18 protein-coding genes are annotated in these 19,185 nt (G+C 70.4%); 13 read left to right on the top strand and 5 right to left on the bottom strand.

The features are described 5' to 3' along the window. Positions 1-30: 30 nt before the first annotated feature. On the top strand, positions 31-489 hold the full coding sequence (locus MCHLDSM_RS32930; protein ID WP_048473881.1) for a hypothetical protein: 459 nt from the start codon (positions 31-33) through the stop codon (positions 487-489). Between the two features lie 4 nt (positions 490-493). Here MCHLDSM_RS32930 and MCHLDSM_RS32925 read toward each other — a convergent pair whose 3' ends face one another. Both MCHLDSM_RS32925 and MCHLDSM_RS32920 read right to left on the bottom strand, forming a co-directional pair. Next, complete coding sequence (locus MCHLDSM_RS32925) at positions 494-1,372, bottom strand: crotonase/enoyl-CoA hydratase family protein (RefSeq protein WP_048473880.1); 879 nt, start codon at positions 1,370-1,372, stop codon at positions 494-496. A 40-nt stretch (positions 1,373-1,412) separates the two neighbouring features. Then, the gene (locus tag MCHLDSM_RS32920; RefSeq protein ID WP_048473879.1) at positions 1,413-2,105 is read right to left on the bottom strand and encodes a hypothetical protein; all 693 of its coding nucleotides are present in this window, start codon (positions 2,103-2,105) and stop codon (positions 1,413-1,415) included. Between the two features lie 91 nt (positions 2,106-2,196). Between MCHLDSM_RS32920 and MCHLDSM_RS32915 the strand changes: the two genes are divergently transcribed. The 3 genes from MCHLDSM_RS32915 to MCHLDSM_RS32905 all read left to right on the top strand — a co-directional run bounded on the left by MCHLDSM_RS32915 (position 2,197) and on the right by MCHLDSM_RS32905 (position 5,189). Continuing rightward, a complete protein-coding gene (locus tag MCHLDSM_RS32915; RefSeq protein WP_109789014.1) occupies positions 2,197-2,847 on the top strand; it encodes an ATP-binding cassette domain-containing protein in 651 nt (216 codons plus the stop codon). 14 nt (positions 2,848-2,861) lie between these two features. Beyond that, complete coding sequence (locus MCHLDSM_RS32910) at positions 2,862-4,856, top strand: YhgE/Pip domain-containing protein (protein WP_174545850.1); 1,995 nt, start codon at positions 2,862-2,864, stop codon at positions 4,854-4,856. Between the two features lie 72 nt (positions 4,857-4,928). Further along, positions 4,929-5,189, top strand: coding sequence for a hypothetical protein (locus MCHLDSM_RS32905; RefSeq protein WP_048473876.1), 261 nt, complete (start codon positions 4,929-4,931; stop codon positions 5,187-5,189). Between the two features lie 67 nt (positions 5,190-5,256). Here the strand turns inward: MCHLDSM_RS32905 and MCHLDSM_RS32900 are convergent, their stop codons facing one another. Beyond that, positions 5,257-6,729: an acetyl-coenzyme A carboxylase carboxyl transferase subunits beta/alpha gene (locus MCHLDSM_RS32900; protein WP_048473875.1), complete on the bottom strand. Its 1,473-nt coding sequence runs from the start codon at positions 6,727-6,729 to the stop codon at positions 5,257-5,259. Between the two features lie 25 nt (positions 6,730-6,754). Here MCHLDSM_RS32900 and MCHLDSM_RS32895 point away from each other — a divergent pair, with 25 nt between their 5' ends. From MCHLDSM_RS32895 to MCHLDSM_RS32870, 6 genes are read left to right on the top strand one after another with little or no spacing between them, the layout of a single operon-like run. Then, positions 6,755-7,489, top strand: a complete 735-nt coding sequence (locus tag MCHLDSM_RS32895) for an enoyl-CoA hydratase (protein WP_048473874.1) — start codon at positions 6,755-6,757, stop codon at positions 7,487-7,489. Beyond that, a complete protein-coding gene (locus MCHLDSM_RS32890) occupies positions 7,489-8,601 on the top strand; it encodes an MBL fold metallo-hydrolase (protein ID WP_048473873.1) in 1,113 nt (370 codons plus the stop codon). Before MCHLDSM_RS32895 ends, MCHLDSM_RS32890 begins: the two co-directional genes overlap by 1 nt. A gap of 27 nt (positions 8,602-8,628) precedes the next feature. Further along, the gene (locus MCHLDSM_RS32885; protein WP_048474184.1) at positions 8,629-10,218 is read left to right on the top strand and encodes a serine hydrolase; all 1,590 of its coding nucleotides are present in this window, start codon (positions 8,629-8,631) and stop codon (positions 10,216-10,218) included. After that, complete coding sequence (locus MCHLDSM_RS32880; protein WP_048473872.1) at positions 10,215-12,602, top strand: HAD-IC family P-type ATPase; 2,388 nt, start codon at positions 10,215-10,217, stop codon at positions 12,600-12,602. The genes MCHLDSM_RS32885 and MCHLDSM_RS32880 overlap by 4 nt, the downstream gene beginning before the upstream one ends. A gap of 10 nt (positions 12,603-12,612) precedes the next feature. Then, entirely contained in the window at positions 12,613-12,885 is a 273-nt protein-coding gene (locus MCHLDSM_RS32875) for an antitoxin (protein WP_048473871.1), read from the top strand. A 13-nt stretch (positions 12,886-12,898) separates the two neighbouring features. Beyond that, a complete protein-coding gene (locus MCHLDSM_RS32870; RefSeq protein ID WP_048473870.1) occupies positions 12,899-13,336 on the top strand; it encodes a type II toxin-antitoxin system Rv0910 family toxin in 438 nt (145 codons plus the stop codon). A gap of 88 nt (positions 13,337-13,424) precedes the next feature. On the opposite strand, the gene MCHLDSM_RS32865 is transcribed toward MCHLDSM_RS32870, so the two are convergent. Further along, positions 13,425-14,078, bottom strand: coding sequence for an NAD(P)H-binding protein (locus tag MCHLDSM_RS32865; protein ID WP_048474183.1), 654 nt, complete (start codon positions 14,076-14,078; stop codon positions 13,425-13,427). Positions 14,079-14,231: 153 nt separating this feature from the next. Between MCHLDSM_RS32865 and MCHLDSM_RS32860 the strand changes: the two genes are divergently transcribed. Further along, positions 14,232-15,077 carry a CE1 family esterase gene (locus MCHLDSM_RS32860; protein ID WP_048473869.1) on the top strand — a complete coding sequence of 282 codons (846 nt, stop codon included), beginning with the start codon at positions 14,232-14,234 and terminating at the stop codon, positions 15,075-15,077. Between the two features lie 2 nt (positions 15,078-15,079). On the opposite strand, the gene MCHLDSM_RS32855 is transcribed toward MCHLDSM_RS32860, so the two are convergent. Further along, positions 15,080-15,712, bottom strand: coding sequence for a TetR/AcrR family transcriptional regulator (locus MCHLDSM_RS32855; protein ID WP_048473868.1), 633 nt, complete (start codon positions 15,710-15,712; stop codon positions 15,080-15,082). A gap of 126 nt (positions 15,713-15,838) precedes the next feature. On the opposite strand from MCHLDSM_RS32855, the gene MCHLDSM_RS32850 reads away from it, so the two are divergent. Continuing rightward, the gene (locus MCHLDSM_RS32850; protein WP_048473867.1) at positions 15,839-16,285 is read left to right on the top strand and encodes an MmpS family transport accessory protein; all 447 of its coding nucleotides are present in this window, start codon (positions 15,839-15,841) and stop codon (positions 16,283-16,285) included. After that, positions 16,282-19,149, top strand: a complete 2,868-nt coding sequence (locus MCHLDSM_RS32845) for an MMPL/RND family transporter (protein WP_048473866.1) — start codon at positions 16,282-16,284, stop codon at positions 19,147-19,149. The genes MCHLDSM_RS32850 and MCHLDSM_RS32845 overlap by 4 nt, the downstream gene beginning before the upstream one ends. The last annotated feature ends 36 nt before the right edge of the window (positions 19,150-19,185 follow it).

Below are 19,185 nucleotides of genomic sequence, written 5' to 3'. Positions count from 1 at the left end.
TCATCCTGGCACTTGGCTAATCTTCGAGCTGTGTCCACCCCGACGTCGGCCCCGACGCTCGTCCTGATCGCCGCCACCACGCTGGCTGCCTGCATCGCGCTCGGCGGCGCCCTCTACGAGGTGCTCGTCGTCGACCCGTACTGGCCCCGCCGGCCGGGCATCATCCAGTCCCGCAACGGCGGCATCGCCCGGGTGCGGTTCTGGCTGCCCGCGCCGGTGATCTTCGAGGTTCTGCTAGTCGTCACGCTGATCGTGACCTGGGGCGACTCGGCGATCGGGGTGGCGCTGCTGGTGGCGCTGGTCAGCCACGCCGTGATGCGTCTGTGGGCGCTGTTCGACCTGATCCCGCAGGCGGCCGAATTCGAGAGAAAGGATCCGGCCGACGTCGACGAGGCGGCCGCGGTGCGATGGACGCGGCGCAACCTGCTGCGGGTGCCGCTGCTGCTGGTCACCTCGGGCGCGATGCTCGCCGCGTTGGCCCTGGCCTGACGGTTCAGTCGTCCTCGGGAAAGATCCGCGGCAACGCGTTGGCACTGCCGGAGAACGCCGGTGGCCGCTTCTCGCGGAACGCCGCGACGCCTTCCTTGCCGTCGCCGATGGAGGTGTAGAACATCGCCAGCGAGTCGCTGAGATGGGCCTCCAGCGGCGAGTCGGCGGCACCGTTGCGGTAGATGAGCCGCTTGGCCAGCGCCAGCGCCACCGGCGAACGCCCCGCCACGTAGCTGCGGGCCAGCTCGAGCGCCTCGGGCACCAGGGTGTCCGGACTGTGCACCGAGCGCAGCAGCCCGCCGCGCAGCGCGTCCTCGGCCGAGATGATGTCGGCCGAGTACACCCAGTCCAGGGCCTGCTGGATGCCGACGAGCCGGGGCAGGAACCACGACGAGCACGCCTCAGGCACGATCCCGAGCCGGCCGAACACGAAACCGATGCGGGCGGCCTCGGACGCCACCCGGATGTCCATGGCCAGCGTCATGGTGGCGCCGATCCCCACGGCGGCGCCGTTGATCGCCGCGATGACGGGCTTGGGCAAGGCGTGGATCGCGAGGGTGACCCGGCCGCCGGTGTCGCGGATTCCGCTGTGCAGGGGTTCGCTCGCGTAGTCGGCGTGCATCTGCTCCGGCGTCGGGGCCAGGCTCTCGTCCAATCCGAACACGTTGCCCGGCGCGGACAGATCCATCCCCGCGCAGAACGCCCGTCCGGCGCCGGTGACCACGACGGCGCGGATCGCGTCGTCGCGGGCGTCGACGGTGAAGAACTGCTCCAGTTCGCGGGCCATCGTCACGCTGAAGGCGTTGAGCTGCTCCGGCCGGGACAGGGTCAGCAGCGCCACGCCGTCGGCGTCCACGGTGCAGTGCAGGGTTTCGTAATCCACGTCGGCGAGGCTACCCACCGCACTGGCACCGGCCTGAGCGTCACGCCTCCAGTTCGCCGAGCACCTTGCTCTCGATCGCGGCGCGGGCGGCGGGCGGCATCACGATCAGCCCGGCCAATTCCTTCTGGGCCCGGCCGTAGGCGTTCTGCCGTTCCTGCGGAGTGGCGGCCTCGTCGCCCGCCAGCCGCAGCAGGTGCTGGGCGCGGGCCAGCCGGCCCTGGTCCTCGGCGGAGAAGTCGCTGCGGCGCCGGCGGATCGCCTCGGACTCGGCGGCGTCGAACGCGGCGACGTACTCACCGACCGCGTCGCGGTATTCGACCTGGGCGGCCCGGTCGCCGAGGATGTCGTCGAGCTGCGCGGGCCGCAGCAGGTCGGCGCGGCTCTTGGCTTTGTGGAACGCCAGCGTCAGCGGTTCCCGCATGTCGGTCATCACCGGGAAGTCCAGCAGCTTGGCGATGTCGACCTCATAGGAGAGCCAGCGCTGGTCGGTGGCGTCGTGCCGCTGCAGCACCTTGGCCATGTCCCGCCGGGTGCCGTCCGCGCGGGTCTGACCGGCCGCCTTCTCCCGCGCCAGCGCGACCTTGGTCTCCTGCTTGATCCGGTAGCGCTCCAGCCGCCGTTGAGCGCGCCGTTCGTTGGCGGCCGACACACCCCGCACCGCGCCGCCGATCACACCGCTGAGCGGAAAGATCAGCCACCAGAAGTTCCCGGCGAAATGCAGGAGCGACTCCACATGCCCAGAATGCCACCGCCGGGTGTGGTGGGATTGCCGAGTGTCGGACGCCCCAGCTCCCGAGCCCGCGATCGTCGCCCGCGGACTGACCATGCGCGGACCGTGGGGGCCGGTGTACGGCCCCGTCGACCTGGAGGTGGAGGCCGGCGGGGTGACCGTGCTGGTGTGCCCCGCGGGGTCGGGCCGCACCGCGCTGTCGATGACGCTGGCCGGCCGGATGCGGCCGAAGTCGGGCACGCTGTCGGTGTTCGGCCGCACCCGGGTGCAGGACATCTTCGCCGCCGCGGCGCTCGCCGGGATCGACGAACTCGACACCGTCTACGAGTCCGTCACCGTCTGCGACCTGATCACCGAGCAACTGCGCTGGGATGCCCGGTGGTACAGGCTGATTCGACGTGCCGACGAGTCCGACCTGGCGCGGGTGTGCGGGCCGGTGTTCGGTGAGCTGCCGCTGCCGCCGCTCTCGGAGTACGTCGAGGAGCTCACCGAACTGGACGGCCTGCTGCTGCGCATCGCGCTGGCCAACACCGCCCGCCCGCCGCTGCTGGTGGTCGGCAACCTCGAGCAGGTGACCAGTGACCACAACCGGGATCTGCTCGTCGGGCGGCTCGTCGACCTCGGCCGCGAGCAGACGGTCCTCACCGCCAGCGTCAACGGCGTCACCGGCCATCCGGTGCGTCAGATCCCGGTCGCCAACGTGTCCCGCGCCGAGCTCGCGGGCCAGCAGAAGGGTGGTGCCTAGTGGTGCTTGCCGGTATGTCGCTGGGCACCGACCTCAAGCGGTACTCGCGCGGTCTGATGCCCCGCATCGCTCTCGTCACGATCATCCTGATGCCGCTGCTGTACGGCGCGATGTATCTGTGGGCGTTCTGGAATCCGTTCGCCGAAGTCAACAAGGTGCCGGTGGCCCTGGTGAACGAGGACCGCGGCGCGCAGGCGCAGGGGCAGCCCGTGCGCGCCGGCGACGAGGTCGCCCGCGCGCTGATCGACTCCGGCCAGCTCGACCTGACCGAGGTGTCAGCCGCAGAGGCCACCGACGGGGTGGCCGGCGGCCGCTACTACTTCTCGATCACGCTGCCGGAGGACTTCTCCGAGCGGGTGAGCTCCCCGGCCGGTCCGGATCCGCAGCAGGCGCAGATCCGGTTCACGTTCAACGACGCCAACAACTACCTGGGCACCGTCATCGGGCAGAACGCGTCCCGCGAGATCCTCAACCAGGTGAACGCGACGATCGCCGAGCGCGGGATCGGCACCGTGGTGAACGGGCTGGGCGACGCCGGCCGCGGTCTCGACCAGGCCGCCGACGGCGCACAGCAGCTGGCGGGCGGGATCGTCACCGCCGACGACGGTGCTCGCAAGCTCGCCGGTGGCGCCGATACGCTCGAGTCCGGGTTGCGCAGCGCGCAGTCGGGATCGGCGCAACTGGCCGCGGGCACCCGGCGGCTCGCCGGTGCGGTCGACACCGCTACCGGGCCGCTGCTCGAATTCCTGGACCGGGTGGGCGGTCTCGGGTTGAACCCCGACGAGGTCGCCGGTGCCGCGCAGCACCTGTCCGGCGCGGTGCGCTCCACGACCGACCGGATCGCCGCGCTCAACGTCAACAGTGCCCAGGCCGCGGCGATCGTCGACCAGACCGTCGGATTCCTGCAGAACAACCCCGACCCCGCGGTCCGCGACGCAGGCAACGCCCTGGCGGGGGCGCAGCGGCTGCTCCGCGCCCAGGGCATCGACCCGGCGACCGACGACGGTCTGATCAGGCTGCGGGACAGCGCTTCTCGCCTGGAAACCGAGCTCGGCGACCCGAACAGCAAGCTGCGCACGTTCCTGACGCGGTCACTGAACGGCGGGTTGCGCGCCGATGTCGCGTCGCTGCGCGACGGGGTCGACCAACTGGATTCCGGTGCGCACCGCCTCGACGCCGGGCTGGTGCAGCTCGCCGCCGGCGGAGAGCAGCTGTCCTCGGGCGCGCATCAACTCGCCGACGGCACCGGCAAGCTCGCCGCAGGCGGCCAGGAGCTGGCCACCAAGCTGCGGGAGGGGGCCACCCAGATCCCGTCGTGGAACCCGCAGCAGCGCACCGCGGTGGCGCGCACGCTGGCCGCGCCGACGGGCCTCGATCTGCGCAACACCCATCCGGCGGCCACCTTCGGCACCGGCTTCGCCCCGTTCTTCATGCCGCTGGCGTTGTTCATCGGCGCGTTGATCGTGTGGATGTTGTTGACGCCGTTGCAGTCCCGGCCCATCGTCAACGGCCTTGGCGCGCTGCGCGTGGTGCTGGCCTCCTACTGGCCCGGACTGCTGATCGTGACCTGCCAGGTGGTGGTGATGTACGCCGTCGTCCACTTCGGGGTCGGGCTGCACGCCGAGTATCCGGTGGCGACGGTCGCGTTCCTGGTGCTCGTCGCCGGCGCCTTCCTGGCGCTGATCCAGGCGTTCAACGCGCTGTTCGGCGTCGCGGTGGGCAGGGTGGTGACGCTGGCGTTCCTGATGCTGCAACTCGTGTCGGCCGGAGGCATCTATCCGGTGGAGACCACCGCCAAGCCGTTCCAGATCCTGCATCCGTTCGACCCGATGACCTACGCCGTCAACGGGTTACGGCAGCTGACGGTCGGCGGTGTGGACGCACGCCTGTGGACCGCCATCGCGGTGCTCTCGGCGGTGCTGGCGGCGTCACTGGCGGCCAGTTCGTGGGCAGCGCGACGCAACCGGCAGTACACGATGGAACAGCTGCACCCGCCGATCGAGGTGTGATTTCGGTGCCGTTGGTCACGCGTACGTTGACCGATGACGCCCAAATCACGATTCAGAGAGGGGTGGTGTGAGGTGACCCGTGCGGACGACCGGCGGCTCAAGGACTTCGCCGGCACCGTGGTCTTCCTGCTGCTGCAGGGCTTCGTGTGGCGGGCCGCGATGTTCCTCACCCACGGCGGCGGGCCGGTGCTGCGCTACGGCGGGTTCGCGCTGCTGATGTTCACGGTCGCGGTGGCCGTGTGGCGGGTGGCGCGTGCGCGCCCGGCCGCGTGGATCGCCCTCGGCGCCGGCGTACTGCAACTGGTGATCGCGGCGCTCACTCTGCTCCTCTGACGCCGAAACTGTATTCCGCGTTGCGTTTTGGCCGATATCGCCGCGCGGAATACCGTTTCGGCGGGTGTCAGGGCAGGCCGATGCGGCGGTAGCGCTCGAACCGGGCGGTGAGCCGCTGTTCGGCGGGCACCGACCTCAGCGCGTGGAGCTCTGCGGCGATGGTCGCCGAGAGCCGCTCGATGAAGGCGCGCGGTTCGTCGGCCGCGTCGGGGTGCTCGGGCACCACGACGTCGACGATCCCGTTGGCCAGCAGATCCACCGATCGAACCCCTTGTGCGGCAGCGAGTTCGGCGGCGTGATCGACGTCGCGGTAGACGATCGCGCTGGCGCCCTCCGGCGGCAGCGGCGCCAGCCAGCCGTGCAGCGCGGCGAGCACGCGGTCGGCGGGCACCATCGCCAGGGCAGGGCCGCCGCTGCCCTGGCCGAGCAGCACCGACACCGTCGGGGTGTCCAGCGTGACGAGGTCGGCCAGGCAGCGGGCGATCTCACCGGCCAGCCCGTCCTCCTCGGCCTCGACCGACAGCGCCGGGCCCGCGGTGTCGATGACGAGCACCAGCGGCAACTGCAGGCCGGCCGCGAGTGCCATGCCGCGTCGCGCCTCGCGCAGGGCCGCAGGCCCGACCACACCGCCGACCACCCGCTGCTGGCCCAGCACGACAGCGGGCTGGCCGCCGAACCGGGCCAGCGCCAGCAGCGTCGTCGCCGCCTCGCCCTGCCCCGTCCCGGACAGCAGCACCCGCTCGGTGGAGCCGTGGCGCAGCAGTGCGCCGACCCCGGGCCGGTCCGGCCTGCGGGACACCTCGACCGACTCCCAGGCCGGGATGTCGGGCAGGGGTTCGGCCGGGGGAGCGGACGGGGCCTGCCCGGGTGCGTCGGCGACCACCGTGAGCGTGCGGTCCAGGGTGGCGCGCAGGACGTCGAGCGGCACGACCGCGTCGACGACACCGTGGCGCTGCAGGTTCTCCGCGGTCTGGACACCGGCCGGGAAGGGTTCGCCGTAGAGGTGTTCGTAGACGCGCGGGCCCAGGAAGCCGATCATCGCGCCCGGTTCGGCCGCGGTGACGTGCCCCAGCGAGCCCCACGAGGCGAACACCCCGCCCGTGGTCGGGTGGCGCAGGTACACCAGGTAGGGCAGGTGCGCCTGCTTGTGCACCTCGACCGCGGCGGTGATCTTCACCATCTGCAGGAACGCGACGGTGCCCTCCTGCATGCGGGTGCCGCCCGAGCTCGGGGAGGCCAGCAGCGGCAGGCGCTCGGCCGTGGCCCGTCGGACCGCCGCGACGATGCGCTCTGCGGCGGCCACGCCGATCGACCCGGCGAGGAAGTCGAACTCGCACGCCACCAGCGCGACCCTGCGGCCGAACACGCGGCCCTCCCCGGTCAGCACCGCTTCGTCCAGCCCGGTCGCGGCGGCGGCGTCGGCCAGTTCGCGACGGTAGGACTCCGAGGCCGCGACCCGCAGGGGTGGATCGTCCCAGCTGACGAACGAGCCCTCGTCGAGCAGGGCGTCGCGCAGCTCCAGGGCGCGGATCCGGCTCACAGGAAGAGGCTAATAGTCTGGGGGGATGATTGAAGCCACCCGAGACGGCAACGTGCTGACCCTGGAGATGCAGCGTCCCGAGCGGCGCAACGCGCTGAACGCCGAACTGGTCGACGGCCTGCGCGAGGCGATCGAGAAGGCGGCCGTCGACGACGTCCGCGCGATCGTGCTCACCGGCCAGGGGCACGTGTTCAGCTCCGGCGCCGACCTGTCCGGCGGTCAGGGTGTCGCCGACGAGCTGCCCGACAAGGCCAGGGCGCTCAACCTGGCGATCGACCGGGCTCCCTTTCCGGTCATCGGCGCCGTCAACGGTCCCGCGATCGGTGCCGGCGTCATCCTGTCGATGATCTGCGACCTGCGTGTGGCGGCGCCCGAGGCGTACTTCCAGTTCCCCGTCGCCAAGTACGGCATCGCGCTGGACAACTGGAGCATCCGCCGGCTGACGTCGCTGGTGGGTGCCGGACGGGCGCGCGGCATGCTGCTGGCCGCCGAGCGGCTCACCGCCGAGGCGGCCCTGCAGACCGGGATGGCCAACCGGATCGGCACGCTGGCCGACGCGCAGGCGTGGGCGCAGGAGATCGCGGGGTACGCGCCGCTGGCCCTGCAGCACGCCAAACGGGTGCTCAACGACGACGGCGCCTACGAGGATCCGTGGCCGGCACACCAGGAGCTGTTCGACCGGGCGTGGAAGAGCCAGGACATCATCGAGGCGCAGGTGGCGCGCATCGAGAAGCGCGCACCGAAGTTCCAGGGCGCCTGATGCTCGGCGCGGCGCTGCGGTTCGGGTTCGGCACGGCGTCCCTGCTGGCCGGGGGCTGGGTGCTGCGGGCACTGCAGGGCACCCCGGAGTCGCTGGGGGCCACCCCGGCCGAGATCGCACCGGTGGCGCGGCGCTCCCCGCAGTACCGCGACGGGAAGTTCGTCAATCTCGAGGCGCCGTCGGGCATGACGGCCGACCGCGAGGCGCAGCGGATGCTGCTGCGCGATCTGGCCAACGCCGGGAACGCGGGCAAGCCGCCGGCCCCGATCCCGCTCGCCGAACCGCCCGCGCCGCATCCGGCCGCCGGTCCCGCGGCGGCCAGCTGGTACGGCCACTCCAGCGCGATGATCGAGGTCGACGGCTACCGGGTGCTGGCCGACCCGGTGTGGAGCCGGCGCTGCTCGCCGTCGCGTGCCGTCGGTCCGGCGCGCATGCACGAGGTGCCGCTGCTGATCGAAGCGCTGCCCGCCGTCGACGCCGTGGTGATCAGCCACGACCACTACGACCACCTCGACATCGACACGATCGTCGCGCTGGCGCACAGTCAGCGGGCGCCGTTCCTGGTGCCGCTGGGTATCGGCGCGCACCTGCGCAAGTGGGGCATCCCGGAGAGCCGGATCGTCGAGCTGGACTGGAACGAATCGCACCGGATCGGTGACCTGACGCTGGTGTGCACCCCGGCCCGCCACTTCTCCGGCCGGCTGTTCACCCGCGACACCACGCTGTGGGCGTCGTGGGTGGCGATGGGGCCGTCGCACCGCGTGTTCTTCGGCGGCGACACCGGATACACCAAGAGCTTCGCCGAGATCGGTGCCGAGTTCGGCCCGTTCGACCTGACGCTGCTTCCGATCGGGGCCTACCATCCGGCGTTCTCCGACATCCACATGAATCCCGAGGACGCGGTCCGTGCGCACCTCGACCTGACCGACGCCGACGCCGGCCTGATGATGCCGATCCACTGGGCGACGTTCCGGCTGGCACCGCATCCGTGGGCCGAGCCGGCCGAACGCCTGGTCGCCGCCGCCGACGCCGAAGGGGTGCGGATCGCAGTGCCCATTCCGGGGGGACGGGTGGACGGCGAATCGACATTCGACCCGTGGTGGCGCCTGTAGACGGTGCCGACGGGTTACCGTTCGACCATGACACCCCGGGTGGCCGCGCTCGCGATGCTCACCGTGCTCCTCGCCGGGTGCGGCGCGGACGCAACGCCGCCTCCGTCGTCGCCATCGCCGACCGCCGAGCAGGCCGGGGACACCCCGCCTCCGCTGGTGCCCGCGATGCCGTTGCCCGCCAACGCGGTCGACGACGCGGTGGCGAAGCTCGACGGGCTGGCGGCCGACCTGATGCGCAAGTCGGGGATCCCGGGCATGGCGGTGGCCGTCGTGCACGCCGGAAAGACGGTGTACGCGAAGGGGTTCGGGGTCAAGAACGCGACGCTTCCCGACGATCCGGCCAATCGGGTGGATCCGGACACCGTCTTCCAGCTGGCGTCGGTGTCCAAATCGCTGGCGGCCACCGTGGTGGCCCACCAGGTCGGGGTGAAATCGGTGGACTGGAACACCCCGATCGTGGCGAAACTGCCGTGGTTCGCGCTGTCCGACCCTGCGGTCACCCCGATGGTGACGATCGGGGACATGATGTCGCACCGCTCCGGGCTGCCCGACCACGCCGGCGATCAGCTCGAGGATCTCGGCTACGACCGCAGGCAGGTCCTCGAGAAACTGCGCGAGTACCCGCTCGACCCCTTCCGGATCTCCTACGCCTACACCAACTTCGGCTTCACCGCGGGCGCGGAGGCGGCCGCGGTGGCGGCGGGCAGGCCGTGGGAGAACCTGGCCGCCGACGTGCTGTTCACCCCACTAGGCATGACGACGGCCAGTTACCGCTACGCCGATTTCGCGCAGCGGCCCGACCGCGCGGTGGGGCACATCCACCTCGACGGCTCCTACCAACCGCGCTACATCCGCAACGCGGACGCCGAGGGACCGGCCGGTGGGGCCAGCGCATCGGTCCAGGACATGACCCACTGGCTGGCCATGATGCTGGCCGACGGCAGCTATCAGGGCACGCAGGTGGTCGACCGCGCCGCACTGCTGCCGGCGGTGACCCCGCAGATCGTGTCGAGCCCCGCGACCGAACCGGCGATGCGTTCGGGCTTCTACGGATTCGGCTTCAACGTCGGCACCACGTCGGCCGCGCGGACCGAACTGAGCCACTCCGGGGCGTTCGAACTGGGCGCCGGCTCGAACGTGCTGATCCTGCCCTCGGCCGACGTGGCGATCGTGGCGCTCACCAACGCCACGCCGATCGGGGTCCCGGAGACGTTGACCGCCGAGTTCGCCGACCTCGTCCAGTTCGGCGAGATCCGGCAGGACTGGTACGGCCTGTACCGCAAGGCGTTCGAGACGATGGACGCCCCGGTCGGGTCGCTGGTCGGCAAGACCCCGCCGCCCGATCCGGCGCCGCCGGCGCCGCTGCAGACCTACACCGGCACGTACCGCAACGGCTTCTGGGGTGGGGCGACCGTCACCGAGGTGAACGGGGCGCTGCGGCTGCGGCTGGGCACCACTCTGGACGTGGAGCTGCGGCACTGGGACGGCAACGTGTTCACGTTCGCGTTCGTCACCGAGAACGCGCCACCGGGAACGGTGTCCACGGCGACGTTCGACGGCGACAAGCTGACGCTGGAGTACTACGACGAGGACGGCAAGGGAGTGTTCCTCCGATGACGGCTGTGGTCTCCGCGGGTCTCTCCGATGCCGAGGTCGCGCAGCGCGTCGCCGACGGCAAGAGCAACGACGTCCCGACCCGCGCGGCACGCAGCGTCTCGGAGATCGTCCGCGGCAACGTGTTCACCCGCATCAACGCGATCCTCGGCGTGCTCCTGGTCATCGTGCTGTCCACCGGTTCGCTGATCAACGGTGCGTTCGGCCTGCTGATCATCGCCAACAGCGCGATCGGCATCATCCAGGAGCTGCGCGCCAAACAGACGTTGGACAAGCTCGCGATCGTGGGCCAGGCGAAACCGTTGGTGCGCAGGCAATCCCGCACCGCGCCTCTGCTGCCCAGCGAGGTGGTGCTCGACGACGTCATCGAGCTGGGGCCGGGGGACCAGATCGTCGTCGACGGCGACATCCTCGAGGCGGCCAACCTGGAGGTCGACGAGTCACTGCTGACGGGGGAGGCCGATCCGATCGCGAAAGCCGTGGGCGAGCACGTGATGTCGGGCAGCTTCGTGGTCGCCGGCGGCGGTGCCTACCGGGCCACGAAGGTCGGCCGGGAGGCCTACGCCGCCAAGCTGGCCGAGGAAGCCAGCAAGTTCACGCTGGTGAAATCCGAACTGCGCAGCGGCATCAACAAGATCCTGCAGTTCATCACCTATCTGCTGGTGCCGGCCGGAGCGCTGATCATCTACACCCAGCTCTTCACCACCGACGCCGGCTGGCAGGAGTCGGTGCTGCGCATGGTCGGCGCGCTGGTGCCGATGGTGCCCGAGGGTCTGGTGCTGATGACCTCGATCGCGTTCGCGGTCGGCGTCGTGCGGCTGGGCCGGCGCCAGTGTCTGGTCAACGAACTGCCCGCCATCGAGGGGCTCGCGCGGGTCGATGTGGTGTGCGCCGACAAGACCGGCACCCTGACCGAGAACGGCATGCGCGTCAGCGAGGTCACCACCCTGGACACGTCGGGGGTGGCCGAGGTGCTGGCCCAGCTCGCCGCCGACGATCCTCGTCCCAACGCCAGCATGGCCGCCATCGGTGAGGCCTACCGGATGCCGCCGGGGTGGAGTTCGACGGCCACCGCGCCGTTCAAGTCGGCGACCAAGTGGAGCGGCACGTCCTACGGCGAGCACGGCAACTGGGTGATCGGCGCGCCGGACGTCCTCCTCGATCCGGCGTCACCGGCCGCCGAAGACGCCGAGCGCATCGGCGCCCAGGGCCTGCGGGTGCTGCTGCTGGGCTCCAGCGACCGCCCCGTCGACGATCCCGAGGCGCCCGGCACCGTCACGCCCGCCGCGCTCGTGGTGCTCGAACAGCGTGTCCGCCCCGACGCCCGCGACACCCTCGATTACTTCGCCTCCCAACATGTTTCGGTGAAGGTGATCTCCGGGGACAACGCGGTCTCGGTCGGTGCGGTCGCCGGGTCGCTCGGCCTCACCGGGGAGACGATGGACGCGCGCCGGTTGCCTGCGGAGCCCGAGCAGCTGGCCGAGACACTCGAGGAGTACACGACGTTCGGGCGGGTGCGGCCCGACCAGAAGCGGGCGATGGTGCATGCGCTGCAGTCCCGCGGCCACACCGTCGCGATGACCGGCGACGGCGTCAACGACGTGCTGGCCCTCAAGGACGCCGACATCGGCGTCGCCATGGGGTCGGGGAGTTCGGCATCGCGGGCGGTGGCGCAGATCGTGTTGCTGGACAACAGGTTCGCCACGCTGCCCTATGTGGTGGGCGAGGGCAGGCGGGTGATCGGCAACATCGAACGGGTCTCCAACCTGTTCCTGACCAAGACCGTGTACTCGGTGCTGCTCGCGGTGCTCGTCGGGCTGGCGGGGCTGTCGGCGAAGATCTTCGGCACCGATCCGCTGCTGTTTCCGTTCCAGCCGATCCACGTCACCATCGCCGCATGGTTCACGATCGGCATCCCCGCGTTCATCCTGTCGCTGGCGCCCAACGCCGAACGGGCCCATCCGGGTTTCGTGCGGCGCGTGATGACCTCGGCGCTGCCGTCGGGTGTGGCCGTAGGGATCGCGACGTTCACCTCCTATCTGCTGGCCTACCAGGGGCGGGCGGCGAGCCAGGTGGAGCAGACGCAGGCTTCGACCGCGGCGCTGATCACGCTGCTGGTCTCGGCGCTGTGGGTGCTGGCCGTGGTCGCCCGGCCGTACGAGTGGTGGCGGGTGGCGCTCGTCGCGGTGTCCGCGCTCGCGTACGTGGTGATCTTCTCCCTCCCCGTCGCGCGCGAGCTGTTCATGCTCGATCCGTCGAACGTCGTGACGACCTCCACCGCGGTGGGCATCGGGGTGCTCGGCGCGGTCGCCGTCGAGGTGATCTGGTGGGTCCAGGGCGCCGTTCTGGGCGAAACCCGCAGGCTGTGGCGCACGCCGGAGCGGTAAAGTCGGCCGCATGGGATTTCTGGACAAGGCGAAGGATCTTCTTTCCAAGAACGCCGACAAAGTGGACACCGTGATCGACAAGGCCGGTGACCTCGTGGACAAGAAGACGCAGGGCAAGTACGCGTCGACCGTCGACAAGGTGCAGGACGCCGCCCGCAAGGCCGTCGCCGACCAGACCGCGCCGCAGCAGCCGCAGCAACCGCCGCAATCGCACCAGACGCCCCCGCAGCAGCCCCCGGTGCCCCCGCAGCAGGAGCCCCCGACGGCTCCTCCGGTGTCGTAGGCCCGCCCGCGGTATGGCCAAGCTGTCTGTCTCGGTCGACGTGCCGCTGCCCCCCGAACGGGCGTGGGAGAACGCGTCGGACCTGTCCCGCTACAAGGAGTGGCTCTCCATTCACCGGGTGTGGCGCTCGCCGCTGCCCGACACCATCGACAAGGGCACCACGCTCGACTCGATCGTCGAGGTCAAGGGCATGCTCAACCGTGTGCGCTGGACCGTCGTGCACTACCGGCCGCCGGAGGCCATGACGCTCAACGGGGACGGCCGGGGAGGTGTCAAGGTCAAGCTGATCGGCAAGGTGAAGCCGGCCGAGCAGGGCTCGACGGTGCAGTTCGACGTCCACCTCGGCGGCCCCGCGCTGTTCGGGCCGATCGGCATGGTCGTCGCCGGCGCGCTGAAGAGCGACATCCAGGAGTCGCTGAACCGCTTCAAGGCGGTCTTCGCGCCGTCCTGATCCTGCGCGAGGCCTCACCAGTCCGCGCGAGCAGACGCGAACTCCTGTGAATCACCCCCAAAACGGGTGAGTTTGCGTCTGCTCGCGGCTAGGACCGCAGCGCGTCGGCGATCGGAGTGTCGCCCGAAATCAGGTCGAACGTGCGTCCCGCGGTCTGCGGCGCATCGAGCACACCCACGATCACCGCGGCGACGTCGGCGCGGGGCACTTCGCCGCGGTCGGTGCGCTCGGCGATGGTGACCCGCCCGGTCGGCGGGTCGTCGGTGAGCCGGCCCGGCCGCACGATGGTGGCGGAAAGCTCTGTACGAGAACGGATCTCGTCATCTGCGGCGCCCTTGGCGCGCAGGTAGGCGACAAAGACCTCGTCGGCCGCGTCGTCGGGGGTGTCGGCGTCGGCGCCCATGGCCGAGATCATCACGTAGCGACTCACGCCCGCGGCCTCGGCGGCATCGGCGAGCAGGATCGCCGCGTCCCGGTCCACGGTCTGCTTGCGCGCCGCCCCGCTGCCCGGGCCCGCACCCGCGGCGAAGACCACCGCGTCGGCTCCGCGCAGGTGGGTCGCCACCTCGTCGACGCCTGCGTGCTCCAGGTCGATCACGACGGGTTCGGCGCCCGCCGCGGTCAGATCGGCGGCGTGTTCGGGGTTGCGGATCAACCCGACGGCCGAGTCGCCCCGGGCGCTCAGCAACGCCTCGGTGAGCAGCGCGATCTTGCCGTGCCCTCCCGCGATGACGACGCGCACGCGAACCTCCTTCTCGTCGACAGACACCACCTGCGTGTCTACCACCGTCGGCGCGGGGTGAGTATGGAAGCCGTGTTGTCTCTCACCGGTCGACGTCGCCGCGACGTCTGCCGTTCCGTTTCGGTCCATGTTGTTGTGTCAATACTTGCGCCCGTGCGCCTGACCGCTGCTCGCCTCCTCACCCTGATCGCCACGGTGCTCGGCATCGTCGCCGCTCCGGCCGGCTTCACCGCCGCGGCGCCGGCCGCCGGGCAGGGACTGCTGTCCATCGGCGGCCTGCAGCGCACCTACCTCGTGCATGTGCCGCCCGGAGCGGCCAACGCTCTGGTGATCAACCTGCACGGGGCGGGGCTGACGGGCCGCGACCAGGCGGTGACGACGAACTACGACGCCATCGCCGACCGGTACGGATTCGTCGTCGCCTACCCCGACGGTGTCGACCTGAGCTGGGCCGACGGCCGCGGTGCGTCGGTGCCCGACCGGCAGGGCGTCGACGACGTCGGCTTCCTGTCCACACTCATCACCGAGCTGACCCGGCAGTACGCCATCAGCCCGGGCCGGGTGTTCGTGACGGGGATGTCGGCCGGTGGATTCATGGCCCAGCGGCTGGCCTGCGACCGGGCCGATCTGGTCGCCGCGGTGGTGCCCGTTGCGGGCACGCTCGGCGCGGCCGTCCCGTGCGCGCCGTCGCGGCCGGTGTCGGTGCTCGAGGTGCACGGAGACGCCGATCCGGTGGTGCCTTTCAACGGCGGCCCGATGGTCGGCCGCGGCGGGCCCAGCGTCATCGTCTCGGCCCCGGCGATGGCCGACCGGTGGCGGGCGATCAACGGGTGCCCACCGCCCGTCGTGACCCCCGGCCGAGCGGTGTCGACCGGCTGCGCGGACGGCACGGAGGTCGACTTCGTGACGATTCCCGGCGGCGGCCACGTCTGGCCAGGCGGCTGGCCGTTCGACGCCTCGCAGGCGAGCGCCGACTTCTTCGCCGCGCACGGGCGCTGACGTCAGGCCCTGGTGCGCTGCAGGGCGGGGAGCACGACGTCGTCGACGAGCGCGCGAACGGTCTCGTCGGTGGGCGGGCGTTCGGACATCAGACTGCGGAACACCAGATAGCCGGGCAGGACGTCCCAGATCTCGGGGTTGATCGCGGCGGTGCTGATCTCGCCGCGCTCGGCGGCCGCCGTCAGCACCTCTTCGATCATCGTGTGCCGGTGCCGGACGAACTTGTCCTGCATCGCGGCCCGCAGGCCCGCGCTGTGGGACATCTCGTTGAGGACCGCCCGCATCGTGCTCGCGTGCTCCCGGGAGTGCGCGGCCACCGCGGTGCCGATCGCGAGGAGATCCTCGCGCAGGCTTCCGGTGTTGGGGGCGACCGCCGATTCGCGGGTGCCCTCGATGAACGCCGCGAGCACGAGGTCGGCTTTCGAGGGCCACCTGCGGTACATCGTGGCCTTGCTCGCCTTGGCTTCGGTGGCGACGGCGTCGACGGTCAGCCGGTCATAACCGTGTGACTGCAGCAGCCGCAGCGTCACGGTCAGCAGTTCGGCTTCCCGCTCGGTCCAGCCATATTGGTCGGATCCCGAGTCGGGTGGCACGGCGCCGGACTTCGCCGAGTCGGGTACCACGCGCCCCACCATAAGCCTCTCCGCCGTCGCCGCGCCGGAACCGCCAGCGCTTGCAGCGGACAGTACCGTACCGTACCGTTTCGTTCCGGCCACTGGGGTGCGCAGCGGCCGTCGGGGCGATCGGAAGTGGGCTCGCGGATGAGCAGGGTGTCGGTCGGAAGAGTCGTGAGACAACGGTGGACGCTCATCGTGACCGTCGTCGTCGTCGCGATCGTCGGGTTCAGTGTCTACCGCCTGCACGGCATCTTCGGCTCGACCAACACCGTGTCACGACCCAGCGCCGACGCCCTGGAGAACACCGGCTACAACCCCAAGAAGGTCCGCTTCGACGTGTTCGGCTCACCCGGCACGGTCGCGACCATCAACTACCTCGACGCCGACGCCCAACCGCAGCGGGCCGACGACGTCACCCTGCCGTGGTCGACGACGTTGACCACCGACGACCCCACGCTGTTCGCCGACCTGCGCGCCCAGGGTGACGGCGCCGAGATCGGTTGCCGCATCACGGTCAACGGTGTCGTCAAGGACGAGAGGACCACCGACAACGTGAACGGATACATCGCGTGCCTGGACAAGTCGGCGTGAGCGAGCACCACGCCGTCGCCGAGCAGTCGAGGGTCGCGCGCCTGATCCGGGTGCTGTGCGTGCCGATCCTGCTGGTGTGGGTCGCCGTCGCGGCGCTGACCAACATCGCCGCCCCGCAGCTCGAGGTCGTCGGCGCCGAACGTTCGGTGTCGATGAACGCCCCGGATGCGCCGTCGATCATGGCGATGCGGCACATCGGCCAGGTCTTCGACGAGTTCGATTCCGACAGTGCGGCCATGATCGTGCTCGAGGGCGACAAGCCACTGGGCGCCGACGCCCACCAGTACTACGACACCCTGGTCAAGCGCCTGGCGCAGGACACCACCCACGTGCAGCACATCCAGGACTTCTGGGGCGACCCGCTCACCGCGGGCGGTTCGCAGAGCAAGGACGGCAAGGCCGCGCTGGTGCAGGTCTACCTCGCCGGCAACCAGGGCGAGGCCCTGGCCAACCAGTCCGTCGACGCGGTCCGCGAGATCGTCGCCGACGTGCCGGCGCCGCCGAGCGTCAAGGCCTACGTCACCGGTGCCGCGCCACTGATCACCGACAACTTCGAGGTCGGCAGCGCGGGCACGCACAAGGTCACCGCCATCACGTTCCTCGTCATCGCGATCATGCTGCTGATCGTCTACCGGTCGGTGGTGACGATGCTGATCGTGCTGGTGACGGTGGCCATCGAGCTGGCGGCCGCGCGCGGGGTGGTCGCGGTGCTGGCGAACTACGGGTTCATCGGCCTGTCCACCTACTCGACCAACCTGCTGACGCTGCTCGCGATCGCGGCCGGCACCGACTGGGCGATCTTCCTCGTGGGCCGCTACCACGAGGCACGCGGTGCCGGCGAGGATCGAAAACCGGCCTACTACACCATGTTCCGCGGCACCGTGCACGTCATCGTGGGCTCCGGGTTGACGATCGCCGGTGCGGTGGCCTGTCTGTACTTCACCCGGCTGCCCTATTTCCAGACACTCGGGGTGCCCGCGGCGATCGGCGTGCTGGTCACGCTGGCCGCCGCGTTGACGCTGGGGCCGGCGGTGCTCGTGATGGCCGGCCGGTTCGGGTTGATGGAACCCAAACGGGCGATGCGGACCCGCGGGTGGCGGCGCATCGGCACCGTGATCGTGCGCTGGCCGGGTCCGATCCTGGTGGTGACGTGCGCGATCGCGCTGATCGGGCTGTTGGCGCTGCCCGGATACAAGACGAGCTACGACGCACGGCCGTATCTGCCCGACACCGCCCCGGCGGTGGTCGGGTACGCCGCCGCCGAACGGCACTTCTCCGAGGCCCGGCTCAACCCCGAGCTGCTGATGATCGAGACCGATCACGACATGCGCAATCCGGCGGACATGCTGATCCTCGAGCGTGTCGCCAAGGCCGTGCTGCACACCCCGGGGGTGGCGCTCGTGCAGTCGATCACGCGCCCGCTCGGCACGCCGATCAGCCACAGCTCCATCCCGTTCCAGATCAGTGCGCAGAGCGCCAGCCAGATCATGAACCTGAGCTACCAGAAGGATCGCGCCGCCGATCTGATGAAGCAGGCGGCGGAGATCAGCAACACGATCGACATCCTCAAGCAGCAGCTCACCCTCCAGCAGGCCAGTGCGGCGGCGACCCACGAGCAGACCCAGGCCTTCCACGACACCGTCACGATCGTGACGGACCTGCGGGACAAACTCGCGAACTTCGACGACCAGTTCCGGCCGCTGCGCAACTACTTCTATTGGGAGCCGCACTGTTTCGACATCCCGATGTGCGCGGCGCTGCGGTCGGTGTTCGATTCGCTCGACGGCATCAGCGCGCTCAGCGATCAGTTCACCAGCATCACGGCGAGCCTCGACAAGCTGGACGCGCTGCAACCGCAACTGCTGGCGTTGCTGCCGCCGCAGATCGCGATCCAGGAGCGCAACCGCGACCTGACGCTGTCCAACTACGCGACCACCGGCGGCACCAACGCCCAGAGCGAGGAAGCGCTGCGCAATGCGACCGCGATGGGACAGGCGTTCGACACCGCCAAGAACGACGACTCGTTCTACCTGCCGCCCGAAGCGTTCGACAACCCGGACTTCAAGCGCGGTCTGAAGCTGTTCCTCTCGCCTGACGGCAAGGCCGCCCGGATGATCATCACCCACCAGGGCAATCCGGCCACGCCTGAGGGGATCTCGCACATCGACTCGATCCGCGACTCGGCGTTCGACGCGATCAAGGCCACGCCGCTGTCGGACGCGAAGATCTACGTCGCGGGGGTCGCCGCCACCTACAAGGACGTCCAGGACGGCGCGAAATACGACCTGCTGATCGTCGCGCTCGCGGCGCTCGCACTGATCCTGCTGATCATGATGTTCATCACCCGCAGTCTCGTCGCGGCCGCCGTGATCGTCGGCACCGTGGTGCTCTCGCTCGGTGCGTCCTTCGGGCTGTCGGTTCTGGTGTGGCAGTACATCTTCGGCATCCAGCTGTACTGGATCGTGCTGGCGCTGGCGGTGATCCTGCTGCTGGCGGTCGGCGCGGACTACAACCTGCTGCTGATCTCTCGGTTCAAGGAGGAGGTCGGGGCGGGCCTGAAAACCGGCAGCATCCGCGCGATGGCCGGCACCGGCGGCGTGGTCACCGCGGCCGGGCTCGTGTTCGCGGCCACGATGTCGTCGTTCGTCTTCAGCGACCTGGTGGTGCTCGGCCAGATCGGCACCACCATCGGTCTGGGTCTGCTGTTCGACACCCTGATCGTGCGGTCCTTCATGACGCCGTCGATCGCGGTGCTGCTCGGCCGCTGGTTCTGGTGGCCGCAGATCGTGCGGACCCGTCCGGCCAGCCAGATGCTGCGGCCGTACGGACCGCGGAGGGCGGTGCGCGACCTGCTCGGCGGCTGAGGCGGAGGGCGATCAGCGGGACGGCGCGAAACATGG

Source organism: Mycolicibacterium chlorophenolicum (genome assembly GCF_001044235.1).
Lineage (GTDB): Bacteria > Actinomycetota > Actinomycetes > Mycobacteriales > Mycobacteriaceae > Mycobacterium > Mycobacterium chlorophenolicum.
Note: the sequence above shows the minus strand (reverse complement) of the source record. Positions and strands in the feature narration are given on the sequence as shown.

Excerpts from the sequence above, each read along its gene's own strand:
- MCHLDSM_RS32855 (WP_048473868.1), bottom strand. The coding sequence starts at position 15,712 with ATGGTGGGGCGCGTGGTACCCGACTCGGCGAAGTCCGGCGCCGTGCCA.
- MCHLDSM_RS32885 (WP_048474184.1), top strand. The coding sequence starts at position 8,629 with ATGACACCCCGGGTGGCCGCGCTCGCGATGCTCACCGTGCTCCTCGCC.
- MCHLDSM_RS32890 (WP_048473873.1), top strand. The coding sequence starts at position 7,489 with ATGCTCGGCGCGGCGCTGCGGTTCGGGTTCGGCACGGCGTCCCTGCTG.
- MCHLDSM_RS32895 (WP_048473874.1), top strand. The coding sequence starts at position 6,755 with ATGATTGAAGCCACCCGAGACGGCAACGTGCTGACCCTGGAGATGCAG.
- MCHLDSM_RS32880 (WP_048473872.1), top strand. The coding sequence starts at position 10,215 with ATGACGGCTGTGGTCTCCGCGGGTCTCTCCGATGCCGAGGTCGCGCAG.
- MCHLDSM_RS32910 (WP_174545850.1), top strand. The coding sequence starts at position 2,862 with ATGTCGCTGGGCACCGACCTCAAGCGGTACTCGCGCGGTCTGATGCCC.
- MCHLDSM_RS32870 (WP_048473870.1), top strand. The coding sequence starts at position 12,899 with ATGGCCAAGCTGTCTGTCTCGGTCGACGTGCCGCTGCCCCCCGAACGG.
- MCHLDSM_RS32875 (WP_048473871.1), top strand. The coding sequence starts at position 12,613 with ATGGGATTTCTGGACAAGGCGAAGGATCTTCTTTCCAAGAACGCCGAC.
- MCHLDSM_RS32850 (WP_048473867.1), top strand. The coding sequence starts at position 15,839 with ATGAGCAGGGTGTCGGTCGGAAGAGTCGTGAGACAACGGTGGACGCTC.
- MCHLDSM_RS32915 (WP_109789014.1), top strand. The coding sequence starts at position 2,197 with ATGCGCGGACCGTGGGGGCCGGTGTACGGCCCCGTCGACCTGGAGGTG.